We start from the raw sequence: 12,832 nt of genomic DNA on the forward strand, positions 1-12,832 counted from the left end.
GAATGAAAGATAAGATTAACGTAGCGGTAATCGGACTTGGCAGTTGGGGCGAGTGCCATATAGAGGCTTATCGTTCCTTGCCCCATGTCGAGGTTGTCGCTCTTTGCGACATTAGACAAGAACGTCTAGCGGAAATCGGCGCCCGATATCAGGTGGAAGGACTATACACGAACAGCAACGAGTTACTGGAGCGCGATGACATTGATTTGGTTAGCATTGCAACAAGTGAAGAAGATCATTTGCAAGCGGCATTGCGTGCGTTAAGTACCGGCAAGCACGTTCTCGTTGAAAAACCGGTGTCGACGAAGCTGGGAGAAGCCGAGGCCATGTGGAAGATCGCAATTGAGAATAAACGATTTATATGGCCGGGGCATGTTGCCCGCTTTGAACCTCGATATGCGGAAATCAAGCGAGCGATCACTTCTGAGCGCATAGGCAAGCCGCAAAGCATGTACTTTAGAAAAGCGCGGCCCAAAGAAATGTTCGGACATTATAATCAGACACATACCGTATATTTATCCATGGTTCATGATATTGATTTGGCGATCTGGTATTCCGATAACAGAGTGAAGTCGGTTAAGGCATATGGTAAATGGCTGACCGGAACCGTTTCGCCGGACATTCTCTGGAGTTGCCTGGAGTTTCATGATGGTACGCTCGCCTTTTTGCAATGCAATTGGATGACTCCGGAATCGGCGGGTCTCATATTGAACGACTCTGTAGAGGTTATTGGGAGCAGCGGTACCGCACACTTTGAAAACCGCGGAGCAGGCTTTGAAATTTGGTCCGACACGAGCCCATTTTCGCCTGCTTTAACTAGTTATCTAAATTTATCAGAATTGGTTGACGATGCTCTTCGCGATCAGCTTCAGTACGTTTGCTCATGTGTTTCTATGCAAAAAGAACCGTCTTATACGTCATTTCCTGATGCCATACATGGGATTGAGGTTGCTAATGCTATAGTTCTCTCGGCTTCAACCGGCAAAGAAATCGAACTGTAACTTCAAAACATTTTTTGCGAGGAGATTTTTCCATGCGAACCATCAAAAGAGCTGTACACATCGATTTCCATACGATGCCGGATATTCCCGACTTCGGGGCTAATTTCGACGCAAAGGCGTTCGCCAAGACACTCAAGGATGCACACGTTGAATATGTGAATGTTTTTGCTAAGTGCAATATTGGTTTTGCCTATTATCCGACGGACATCGGCGTTATGCATCCGCATCTCAACTTCGATATGTTCGGGCAAACCGTGGAGGAATGCCGCAAGGTGGGAATCGGCGTAACCGCTTATTTCAACATCGGCCTAGACCACGAGATGGCCCGCAAGCATCGCGAATGGACAATTGAGAATAAGGATGGTCAGGTCATTTATGGCGATCGGACGGCGAATTTCTTCCGCAACATGTGCTTTAACTCCGGCTACCGGGATTATGCGCTCGGCATGATCCTTGAGGTGGCGGAACGGTATCCGGTGGAAGGGTTTTTCCTGGATTGCATGGTCATTAATCCATGCCACGGCAACGAGTGTTTGGAATCCGTGCGCGACAGTGGAAGAGATCCGTTGAATGACGAGCATGTATTGGCGTTCGCTAAGGAAGCATTGCTAGACTTCTCCAAGGAAGTGAAGGAGATCGTCGGTCCCGATAAGTTCCTCTATTTGAACGGATTGGATCACGCCGATACGGAAGGTTTGCGTACGCATATTGAGATCGAATGTTTGCCGAGTGGATGGAGCTACGATTTCTTCCCGGCCCAGGTCGCTTATGCGCGCAATTTGGGACAGCAGGTATTCTATATGACCGGAAGGTTTAACGTGAACTGGGGAGATTTCGGCGGCCTGAAAAGCAAGGCATCGCTGCTGAACGATTGCTGGGATGCGCTCAGCAATGGCGTGCCTACGTCCATCGGCGACCACATGCATCCTCGCGACGGGTTGGAGCCAACGGTGTTTAAGGTCATCGGCGAAATCTATAAGGAGCTGGAAAGATACGAGCCGTGGACGGACGATGTCCGGGCAGTTGCGGATATCGGCATATTGACGCTGGCGGGCGGAAAGTTGGAAGATTGCCATAACGGCGCGGTTCGTATGCTGGGCGAGCTGAAGTATACGTACGATATTATTAACGAGAATCACGACCTGTCCAAGTACAAGGTGATCATTTTGCCGGACAATGTGCGGGTGACACCGGTTTTAAAACCCAAGCTGGAAGCGTATATCGCAGCAGGTGGTGGGATTATCAGCTCCGGGCATTCGGGCTTGAATCCGGAAGGTACGGCTTTCGCGCTAGCGGAATGGAACATGGCGTATGACGGAGAAGACCCATGGAACAGCTCATACTTTCGCATGCTGGAGGATACGAACGGCGAAGTGCCGGATATGCTGTGCGGGATCTACAAACAGGGAATTCTGTTGCAAGCGAAGGAAGGCGCGAAAGAAATCGCCGAGTATTGGCAACCGTATTTTAACCGGGAGTGGGACGGCTTTCACGGGAAATTCTATACGCCGGCGGACCGATACGCAGGGCGCCCGGCGGTTGCGAGGTCGGGCAATATCATTCAGTTTTGCTTCCCGATTTTCGGTGCCTATTTCGAATATGCCGCGAACGTCCACAAGTACATCGTAGGCTACAGCCTGAAGCAACTATTGCCAGCGCCGTTGATCAAATGCGAGGAGATTCCAACAACTGCTCGTGTGACGGTGACGGCGAAAGAAAACAAACGCATGGTTCACGTCAAGCTAACCCATCCTGAGCCGAGAGGGAAGTACAATGTGATCGAAGACGTGCAGACGCTAAGCGATGGCATCGTGTGCTTGAAAGGCGAGAGTGCCGCGAGCGTCTATGTGGCACCGGGGAAAGAGCCTCTTGCTTACGACATTGCGGACGGCTATATTCGGATCCCCTTGCCGAAGGTGAACGGATACGCAATGGTCGTCGTGGAACAGTGATTAGAAAAACGAAAGCCGCTCTGCACCGGGCGGCTTTTTCGGAGATTTGAGTTTGGAGGACAATAACATCCTCACGGGTCGCAATTGCCCTAGCACAATTCTTCTTTTTGTCTATCCAGCGCTAAATGGTCTATATACGAAAAGGATTCCAATGGTTCATATTTACAAGGTAAACGTCATATTTTCGGCACCAAGGCCGACTTACAAGGAGAAGAGGACGAATGGAAAGCAAATATGAATTTCGCAGAAGATTGGAAGAAGTACATAAACCGAACCGTCGCGATCCGAACATTCGGGCTTCACAGAACGAACTGGAAATCGCGGATGACTGGCGAATCGTTGTCGGCGAGGCGGCGGGGTCGCTTCTTCTGAATACGGCCAAAGATTTGCAAGACTATTTGTTTACCAGCATGAACGTATCCGTTCGTTTGTTGCGGGTGAAGGACGTTCAGGAAGCGGCGGCTTCGGGAGAGCGTTTGATTGTGCTGGCGACGAAGGAGGAAATGCCGGCGCAGGGCGGTAAGCTTGTGAAAACCCGCAGCTACCGCATCATCGCGGAGGTTAACCGCATCGTCATCTGCGGATATGATGAACGCGGCGCTGCTCAGGGCAGCTATTACCTTGAGGACCAGATGAATATACGCGAAGCGCCTGTCCTCCAACATCAGGATGTCACGCGCGAGCCGCTGTTTTCCCCGCGCATGGCCCACTCCGGCTGGGGCTTGGATCGTTATCCCGATGCGCACTTGAATGCGATGGCGCATGCGGGCATTGACGCGGTAATGGTATTCGTGAAAGACGTCGACGAAACGCCGGAAGGTTACCAGGATTTCAACCATCTAGTCGATCGCGCAGCTTTGCACGGACTGGATGTGTACGTATATAGCTATTTAAGCAGCCGCCTGCATCCCGATGATGCGGATGCGCCCGCTTATTACGAGAGTACTTATGGCAAGGTTTTTCAAGCATGTCCGCGGTTCAAAGGCGTCATTCTGGTTGGGGAATCATGTGAATTTCCGAGCAAGGACCCGAATACGACGGGCAAGCTGCGTCTTGATTGGCCTGCCGATCAGCCGCAGACTAAACCGAGTCCGGGTTGGTGGCCATGCACCGATTTTCCTCAATGGCTGAATCTGCTGTCAGGTACGATACGCGCGCATAACCCGGAGGCAGATATTGTTTTCTGGACATACAACTGGGGCTGGGCGCCGAAGGAAGACCGCTTGAAGCTCGTTCGCGCCCTGCCGGAAAATATTACGCTGCTCGTAACCTTCGAGATGTTCGAACAAATCCGCAAGGAAAATGTGACTCACGTGTGTGTCGATTATACGCTGTCTAACGTCGGACCGGGCGAATATTTCCGCAGCGAGGCAGAAGTTGCCCGCGAACGCGGCATCAAGTTGTATGCGATGAGCAATACGGGAGGGCTCACTTGGGACATCGGCGTTATTCCTTACGAACCTTTTCCCAATCAGTGGAGCCGTAGACACGATGCGTTATTAAAGGCCCGCGAAGATTGGGGGCTAAGCGGTTTGATGGAAACCCACCATTTTGGCTGGTGGCCGTCGTTTATTAGCGAGTTGGCTAAATCGGCTTATTGGCATCCGAGTCCTTCCTATGAAGAAATGCTGGCGATGCTGGCCAAACGGGACTTCGGAGAAGCGGCCGCGCCGCTTGTCGTGGAAACGTGGAACCAATGGAGCGAAGCGATCCGTCATTACATCCCTACGAACGAAGACCAGTATGGCCCGTTTCGGGTCGGACCGTCCTATCCGCTTATTTTCCGTAACGCCGTGAAAATGCCTGCGGCTAAGCATGCGATGTTCGGCAATGAAATCGTAGAAACGGATTACGAACCGATGGATGCCCCGAGACAATCGCTCGGCATATCCCGAATCGATGTGGAATTGCGGAGTTTGGAGGAAATGCTGGGGCGGATGACAGTCGGAAACGATCTGCTTGAGAAGGCGCTTGCTCTTACGCCTAACCAAAAGCAAGAGGACGGCTTGCGGATGCTAGGCTTAGGCCGCTTTATCGCCCATTCCATTCAGACGACGATCCATGTGAAGCAATGGTGGAAGCTGAAGCGGCAAGTGCTGAGTGAAGGGGATAACGGTAAAGCCGCGACATTGCTGGAACGGATGGAAGAGCTGGCCCTCCGGGAGATTGCCAACGCGGAAGCGGCGATCCCGCTAGTGGAAGCCGATTCGCGGCTCGGCTGGGAGCCCAGTATGGAATACATGACGGATACCGCGCATCTTCGGTGGAAAATCGATCAGGTGCGAAGCGTCCTTGACAGCGAATTCGAACAATACCGCAGCTCCATGGCGCTTACGGATTGAGCCTAGAAAACTCGCTTTAAGCTCAGGAATTTCGATGTAAACAAAAACAGCCGCCAATCTTGGCGGCTGCATGCTTAATTACATAGAATCTCCAACTAGCCGGAAGAGCTTGGAAAGAACCACTTCATCAAGGTCGTTCCCTTTTTTAATTTTGACCTGCATTCGGTCGGGATGATCCGAAGGATGAAAAAAACCTTCCGGCATTTCGAAATTTTTGGTATTGAAAATCGTCAGGGTTACCCATGCTTTTGCAGCGAAAAAAGTACATAACGGCTTGCCATTCTTAGAATAATTAGGCGTTGTCATGGCTATCTTTTCATTAATGTCCGGGACTGATTGATGGATGATCTTACGAATACCATTACAAATCTCGATTTGCCATTCCTGATTTATTTGCTGGATGTATTCCGTGACCTCTTGACTCAAGTTGTTATTGGTCATTTCTCTCCCCCCGAGCCTTTGTTAATGTCGTCAGGATTTTGTTCTTTACCTTGGAGCTCCATCAGATAATCGTCCAACCGATCAAATCTATCTTCCCATATGCGGCGGAATGTCTCCAGCCAAGCGTCCAGTTCTTGGAGCGGCTGTGGCCGCAGCGTGATGATCCGACGGTTGGCGACCGGCTGCACATCGACGAGGCCGGCATCGCTAAGTACGCGGAGATGTTTGGACGTCTGAGGTTGGTTGAGATTAAGTCGAACGGCTATTTCCCCTATTGTGAAGGATCCGCCGTCACGTATGAGTTCGATAATATGCAATCGGTTGGGTTCGGCAAGCGCGCTCAAAGTTGCTGTATTCATGATTTCAAACCCCCCTGATCTCAAAGTATCCCATTCGGAATATTCTTGTCAAGGAATACTTAATGCAGAGTTAGCTTTAGTTGTGCGGCATGACTACTTTGTGTCGTTATTTTTCTTTTTCTTCATCTGGAGTTCGCGCAGATAATCGTCCAGCCGATTGAATTTCACATACCATTCGCGGCGGAGGGACTCCATCTTCCAGGCAAAAAGTTTTCTTGATAATGCGGTTTTCCTCTTCACTTGGCTACCGGCATGGGCGCGTCAAGAAACGGCACGATGAGAGACAGCAGCAAATCGGTTTTTTCCATCATAGTGATGTGCGTCGTACCCGGCATATACTCACTCCTTTTCAAGGCTTGCCAAATATTCGGAGAACCGCTCCATGGAATCGATCGCCCCTGCCTCTGCGCCAGAAGCCAACGAACCTTGGAGGGCTTCAGCTGTCGGGAAATCAGTTCTGAATGTGAGTCTCGTCTTGCCGTCTGGCTGTGCTACGAACGTATCCGTGACGACCGATTCGTGGATCGAAAAGGGTTCTACGTCAAAAATCCGGGTGTATACGAGCCGCTCCGGCTTTACGACTTCACGATAAACACCCTTGAACGGGTATTCGTTTCCGTCGGGTCCTCGCAGAACATAGAGATAGGTACCGCCCGGGCGAAGGTCTATTTCGCAGGCGGCCAGCTTCCCGCCCATGCCCCACCAATTCGCCACATGCTCGGGCTTGGTCCACGCCTCCCATACGAGTTCGCGAGGCGCGTCGAAGGTGCGTTCTACGATGATGCTTAGATCCTCTACGTACGTTGTCGTTTTGTTTTTTGCATTGTTTTCGCTCATGTCGAAATCCTCCCATTTTTTATTGAGTCGCCATGTCTGTAATCTGAATATATCTTAATTTGAATATTCCTGTCAAGGAATATTCAAATCTTTTTGAATGGTGTCCTAGCACAAATAATTGGATTGACAATTCTCAGATGTGGAAATATAATTTGGGAAAACGTTGTACCAAAGTTATTGGCACTGATTAAGCAAATTTATACTAAAAGATTTGGATTTGGCGTGAAAGTAAAGGGGTTCATTGAAGACTGAAGACGAAACAGTTTATATTTCTTGGTGAATTTGGGAAAACGTTGTCTCAAATTGAAATTTATCAACCTGAATGAGGTGAGGACATGAATAAAGGTCAAGGCAACACATCATGGATATTCCCCGACTGCGAGTTGCCGCCGGCAGGAGATTCCCTTCTGAAAGGGCATGAGTCGGTCATTGTGCTAAATTTGGGGCCGAGCGTGGCTAATCTTAGCTTAACGCTTTATTTTACGGACAGTGAGCCGGTAAAAAATATCGAGCTAAAGGTCGAAGGAGAAAGAGTACGCTGTCTGCGGTTGGATAATCCGGACGACTTAGGCGGATTTGTCGTTCCGAGAGAAGTGCAGTATGCTCTCAAAGTCGTTAGCGATAGTCCGGTAGTCGTCCAATATGGAAGACTGGATACTAGACAAGATAATATGGCGTTCTACACGACAATGGGCTTCAGTGAATAAATAATCTAGTTCATAGAGAGCAGGGAGAAGAAACGATGGACGACAAAATTCATGTAATCTTTGGCTTCGACATGGAAACGGATGTTGGCAGCTTCACCCCTTACTATAACGGTGTGCAGAATGCGACGGCGCCGCTAGTCGAAATGTTCGACAACAAGGGAATCAAAGGCACCTTTTTCTATACCGGTGACGCAGCTCGCAGAAATCCGGAAAGCGTGGAGTTGGTGAAGAAAAGCGGAAATGAAGTTGGAACCCACTCCTTGTTCCATGAGACGGTAGGCGACCAGCTATTCCCGATTCCGGGCGTCGTGCCGCTGCTTCCCGAAGAAGTGCCCTTTCGTATTCGCAAAGCTACGGAATGGGTAGAGGAGGTGCTGGGAGAGCGGCCGGTTTCGTTCCGTTGCCCAAGGCTATGGAGTTCCACGGCGGTCGTGAATGCTTTGGAAGAGCTCAATTACGCGGTCGATGCCTCCTATCCGATGTATTTTTACCGTGAAAGATTCGTTCCTTACCATCCAAGCGAGCAAGATTGGACCCAGGAAGGCAAGCTGAACATTCTCCAAATTCCGAATTTCGCAGACATGGTCATGAAGAGCAAGGACCCGGGCTTGGAGCGGGATCGGGATCAGTGGCCGCTATTTCGGACCAAGGGAGCCGATGCATTGATGAAACGCGTGGACAGCTTTATTAAGTTCATGCGGTCGAAAGGGCTTCCCGTCGTGCTTTGCTTCTATTTTCACCCTTGGGAATTTATTCCGATTGAAAAAAGCTACCATTACGGAGAATGCAGAGTCACTCCGGATCGTTTCCTCACGCTGAATTGCGGAGACAAGGCGATGAGCGAGTTTGGAATTCTCATAGACCGGTTGAAGGATTTAGGAGCGGAATTCCATCGTGCGGACGAATTCGCCGGTCGTTGGAATAAGGCTTACGATGGTCAAATCGCTAGCGTATAAGATTTACATTCGAGCCAATGAGGAGATATGAAACCATGACAACTCACGTAAAAATTCCCGATCACGAATACCAGGAGCGCGTTCAGAAAGCAGCGAAGCTGACGGCGGAAGCCGGACTCGATATTCTGATCGTTAACTCTAACGAAGCGGACTATGCTAACGTAAGGTATTTCAGCGGATTTTGGCCTTTATTCGAACGGGCGGGCGTGGCGATCTCGGCATCCGGAAAGGCTGCTCTAATGGTCGGACCGGAAAGCACGATTTATGCTTCGGACTTCAGCCGCATCGACAGCATTTTTTGCATGATGGAGTACCGCGAGTCCGCTGATCCGGCCTATCCGCAGATCAAGCCGGATACGTACAACGATGTATTTAAGTCTTTAGGCGTTAACGGCTCGAAGCTCAGGATCGGCGTTGCCAGCTTCCTGGATACGACAGTGATCATGATGGAAGGCCTGAAAAATAGCTTTCCGGATGCTGAGATCGTACGCGCGGATCCGATCATGGTGAAGTTGCGTTCGATTAAATCCGAGAATGAGCTCAACTGTATGCGCGAAGGCTTCCGCATAACGGAGCTTGCGACGCGTGAAGTCATCCGCACGATTCGTCCCGGCATGACGGAGTGCCAGATGGTCGGCGTAGCCCAACGAGTTATTTATGAAAACGGAGCGGAGTACGAAGGGCTGCCGATGTATATTTTCAGCGAGAAATCGACGCGCCATGCGATCTCCCGCTCATCTCACCGCATAATTAACAAGGGCGATATCGTGCAACTGAATTTGTCCGCGAAGGTGGACGGGTATTCTCCGAGTATCGGCATGCCGATCAGTTTGGGTAAACTGACAGCCGAGCGCCGGGAAATCATCGAGTTTGGGCTGAAGGCTCATGAGTGGACCCAGGCTAACCTGAAAGCAGGCGTATTGTCCAGTTCCGTTGCCGAAGGATTTCTGCAATTTTATAAGGATAACGGGTATGAGAAAAATTATTTGTACGGACCTTGCCATGGAACGGGCATGATCGAAGTTGAGGCCCCTTGGATGGAAACCTCCTCTAACTATATCCTTCAGCCTAATATGACCTTCCAAGTCGATACATTCGTAACGACGGATACGTTCGGAATTCGTTGGGAGAAGGGCGTCGTCATTCGAGAAGGCGGATGCGAAGTGCTCTGCAGCCCGATCGGCCAAATTCATGAGCTTGAATTCTAATCCGCAACTAGATTGATGGGAGAGCGACCGAATGTCTTCAAGGAAGCGGAAAATTGCCGTCGGAGGTATTTTCCATGAAACGAATACGTTTGCGCCGGGATTGACGGAGCTTGATGCATTCCGGGGTGAATGGATCAGTGGAATGGATGCTTTTCTAGAGCGTTATGAGGGTACAAGAACCTCAATGGGCGGTGTTATTGAAGCGGTCGCCGCTCTCGGAGCCGAGTTGGCTCCGGGTCTTTACGCGGCGGCAACGCCAAGCGGTATGGTCGCTTCGGCAGCAGCCGAACAGCTCTTGGTTGAGTTTATTGACTCTATCGATGCGGAGGCCGACGGTTTAGTCATCATCATGCATGGGGCTATGGTAGCGGAAGGTTATCCGGATCTGGAGGGCGAGTGTCTGCGGCGACTGCGCGCCCGGTTCGGGGACGGCTTTCCCATAGCGATGACATTGGACTTGCATGGCAATATTAGTCCGGACATGGCGGAACTTGCCGATTTTATCGTGGGCTACGATACTTATCCTCATATCGATATGTTCGAGCGGGCAGTTGATGCAGTGGGATTGCTTGTTCATTTAATAGAAGGCGACATTGCTCCGGTCCGATCTTACGTGCATACGGGGATGCTGATTACTCCGCAAGCGATGCTGACGACGGACGGTTTTATGAAGGAGCTCATGGAGGCCGCGTTTTCTTTGAAATCGGATCCACGCGTATTAAACGTTACGGTGGTGGGAGGGTTTCCGTACAGCGATGTCGCCGACGCCGGCATGACGTTCGTCGTGACAACAGACGGCGATCCGGATTTGGCTGAACGGTGCGCATCTAAGTTGGCAGGGATGGCGATTGGGCGTAAAGACGAGTTTAAGGTCGATTATCTGCCTCCTAATGAAGCCATCCAGGCTGCCCTTGCCTTTGAAGAAGGCCGCGTTATTCTCGCCGAAGGCTCCGATAATGTAGGAGGCGGCGCGCCTGCGGATGCGACGCACGTGCTCGCGCTGCTAGTCGGAGTTCCCAAGCAAGCACTGATCGTCATTCGGGATGCCGATGCGATCAACTCAGCAATTACGGCGGGAATCGGCGGGCAATTCAGCAAAACGATCGGCGGTAAAAGCGGACATATGCACGGTGAGCCGGTAGCGGTGCAGGGTATTGTACGTCATTTGTTTGACGGCAACTATCGTCATCGGGGAGCTTACATGACCGGACATCAAGCGTTCATGGGGCGGACCGCGGTCATCGAATGCGGTAAGCTTACGATCATATTAACCGAGAAGCGTGTCGCACCATGGGATCCGGGCCATATTTTATCGGTCGGGCTTGATCCTAAGGATTTCCATTTGATCGTCGTTAAGTCGGCGATTGCTTGGCAGACGGCGTTCGGTACCTATCCGCGGAAAGTTATTCACGTGGATTCGCCCGGTTGCTGCAGCGCGAATTTGAGCCATTTTCAGTACGGAAATATTCTGAGGCCGATCTATCCGTTCGATTCGGAGCCGCTTCCCAGATACCGCGTCTATGAATCTTGAGTTCAAGGCAATCAGAGTACGACAAGCCGAAGTATCCTTACTGGACTTCGGTTTTTTTTACACGCTAGAAAGTATAGAATCCCAGCAACCCGGTAACTCGGCAGCCCCAGCGTTTTATTATTCTAAGCGGGAAACAAGGCGTTAGTTTATAGGATAAAATCATCTTTTCCCGTCTAGGTGGAAGCTCTACTTAGTAGTCAACATGGCCCCCAACCCCACCAAACATGCCCCTAGGCACCTACACATCTGGGGAAAATAGGGAAAACCGGACCTAGTTTCCGTGCCATTTCGGAGAAATCGTACCATTATCCCCTTGCCTCAGAAGTGTGTTGCCCATCAGAGGATATTCGAACGCCATGATTTGAGAGAAAGTTGCAATCAACGGATTTTCGAATGTCATGACTTGAGTAGGCAGTTGCCAATCAGTGGATATTCGAATGCCATGACTTGAGTGGGGAGTTGCGATCAACGGATTCCCGGATACCACGCACAAATTTGCCGTTTCGTGAATTGAATTGGGATGGAACGGATTATCGGCAACTTAAAAAAGCAGGCATCCCAAGCATCAAGCGTTCCATAGGGTGAGATATTTTCCTTTCCACTTCGCTTTGCTCCCCCAGACCACCCAGGGAACGGTGAGAACCGGTTTGCTGCGGGTCAGATCTTTGTAAGTCAAGGTTGGCGTCACAGCGCACCAATGGAGCAGTTGGCTGAAGACGGGGATATTGCGGAGTTTTAAGTTCAACCGGAAACAAAACTCGTCTAAATAAGCCTGCAAATGTTTGGCTCCGATGCCTTGAAACGTATTGTTTAGCCACTGGGTCACCTTCCACTTGATGGGGTTCAAAGCAGGGTGAAGTTTGCCGCGCCCCAAAACGGTCACTGCCTGTCCATCTATATGATTGTCAACGAACGCTTGGACGCCAGGTTTTTCAATCCACCTCAACGCGTTATTCACATGGCTGGGATCTGGTTGTTTGATTTTGACTTGCTTAGGCTCGTCTCGCTCGTCGAGGGATCCGCCGATCAACAGCGGCTGCTGGGCCTCGCTATAATACGTATAACCGTAAGAGATAGGGTCAACTCGCACAACACCCGTGAGCGGGTCGGCTTCATCGGCTTGTTGCAGGGCATGGCGGATTTTTCTTGCGATGAGCCACGCGGTCTTATAGGTGACCTGAATCACTTGGGACAGGCGGGAGGCGCTGATGCCGGAGGGCCGGGAGATGAGAAACATCGCTTGGAACCAGCGGGTCAACAAAGTGGAGCTACCTTCCATGATGGTGCCGGCGATGACAGACGTCTGATGGCGACAGGAGCGGCATTCGTAGAGAGGCAGTCTGCGCGTTTGGATAAGATAAAAGTGAGGATGACGACAAGTCGGGCAACGGAAGCCGTCCGGCCATCTGGCTTCGAACAGCGCCTCGGCGCAAGTCTGCTCAGAGTTGAACTGCTGGCAAAATGCCTCGAAGGTCAGATGATCTGGAAACATAGACTT

General features: G+C 50.7%; 11 protein-coding genes. 7 read left to right on the forward strand and 4 right to left on the reverse strand.

Annotated elements, in window-relative coordinates; all coding sequences use genetic code 11:
* The first annotated feature begins 2 nt into the window (after positions 1-2).
* The 3 genes from K7P76_RS07315 to K7P76_RS07325 all read left to right on the forward strand — a co-directional run bounded on the left by K7P76_RS07315 (position 3) and on the right by K7P76_RS07325 (position 5,295).
* Positions 3-1,001 carry a Gfo/Idh/MocA family protein gene (locus K7P76_RS07315; RefSeq protein ID WP_232184569.1) on the forward strand — a complete coding sequence of 333 codons (999 nt, stop codon included), beginning with the start codon at positions 3-5 and terminating at the stop codon, positions 999-1,001.
* A 32-nt stretch (positions 1,002-1,033) separates the two neighbouring features.
* Complete coding sequence (locus tag K7P76_RS07320) at positions 1,034-2,953, forward strand: alpha-amylase family protein (RefSeq protein ID WP_232184570.1); 1,920 nt, start codon at positions 1,034-1,036, stop codon at positions 2,951-2,953.
* Between the two features lie 221 nt (positions 2,954-3,174).
* A complete protein-coding gene (locus K7P76_RS07325) occupies positions 3,175-5,295 on the forward strand; it encodes a hypothetical protein (RefSeq protein WP_232184571.1) in 2,121 nt (706 codons plus the stop codon).
* 78 nt (positions 5,296-5,373) lie between these two features.
* Here the strand turns inward: K7P76_RS07325 and K7P76_RS07330 are convergent, their stop codons facing one another.
* The 3 genes from K7P76_RS07330 to K7P76_RS07340 all read right to left on the reverse strand — a co-directional run bounded on the left by K7P76_RS07330 (position 5,374) and on the right by K7P76_RS07340 (position 6,932).
* Entirely contained in the window at positions 5,374-5,736 is a 363-nt protein-coding gene (locus tag K7P76_RS07330; RefSeq protein WP_232184572.1) for a DUF1801 domain-containing protein, read from the reverse strand.
* A complete protein-coding gene (locus tag K7P76_RS07335; RefSeq protein ID WP_232184573.1) occupies positions 5,733-6,095 on the reverse strand; it encodes an ArsR/SmtB family transcription factor in 363 nt (120 codons plus the stop codon). Before K7P76_RS07335 ends, K7P76_RS07330 begins: the two co-directional genes overlap by 4 nt.
* Positions 6,096-6,434: 339 nt before the next feature.
* Entirely contained in the window at positions 6,435-6,932 is a 498-nt protein-coding gene (locus K7P76_RS07340) for an SRPBCC family protein (protein WP_232184574.1), read from the reverse strand.
* Positions 6,933-7,267: 335 nt separating this feature from the next.
* Between K7P76_RS07340 and K7P76_RS07345 the strand changes: the two genes are divergently transcribed.
* Genes K7P76_RS07345 through K7P76_RS07360 form a run of 4 tightly spaced genes read left to right on the forward strand, consistent with a single transcriptional unit; the run spans position 7,268 to position 11,334 of the window.
* On the forward strand, positions 7,268-7,639 hold the full coding sequence (locus tag K7P76_RS07345; protein WP_232184575.1) for a sensory rhodopsin transducer: 372 nt from the start codon (positions 7,268-7,270) through the stop codon (positions 7,637-7,639).
* 35 nt (positions 7,640-7,674) lie between these two features.
* Positions 7,675-8,595 (forward strand): polysaccharide deacetylase family protein, encoded by a 921-nt coding sequence (locus K7P76_RS07350; RefSeq protein ID WP_232184576.1) that lies wholly within the window; start codon positions 7,675-7,677, stop codon positions 8,593-8,595.
* A gap of 35 nt (positions 8,596-8,630) precedes the next feature.
* Positions 8,631-9,803: a M24 family metallopeptidase gene (locus tag K7P76_RS07355; protein WP_232184577.1), complete on the forward strand. Its 1,173-nt coding sequence runs from the start codon at positions 8,631-8,633 to the stop codon at positions 9,801-9,803.
* 31 nt (positions 9,804-9,834) lie between these two features.
* On the forward strand, positions 9,835-11,334 hold the full coding sequence (locus K7P76_RS07360) for a M81 family metallopeptidase (RefSeq protein WP_232184578.1): 1,500 nt from the start codon (positions 9,835-9,837) through the stop codon (positions 11,332-11,334).
* Between the two features lie 565 nt (positions 11,335-11,899).
* Here the strand turns inward: K7P76_RS07360 and K7P76_RS07365 are convergent.
* Positions 11,900-12,826 carry a transposase gene (locus K7P76_RS07365; protein ID WP_232184579.1) on the reverse strand — a complete coding sequence of 309 codons (927 nt, stop codon included), beginning with the start codon at positions 12,824-12,826 and terminating at the stop codon, positions 11,900-11,902.
* Positions 12,827-12,832 lie beyond the last annotated feature (6 nt).

Source organism: Cohnella silvisoli (assembly GCF_021190915.1).
Taxonomy (GTDB): domain Bacteria; phylum Bacillota; class Bacilli; order Paenibacillales; family Paenibacillaceae; genus Cohnella; species Cohnella silvisoli.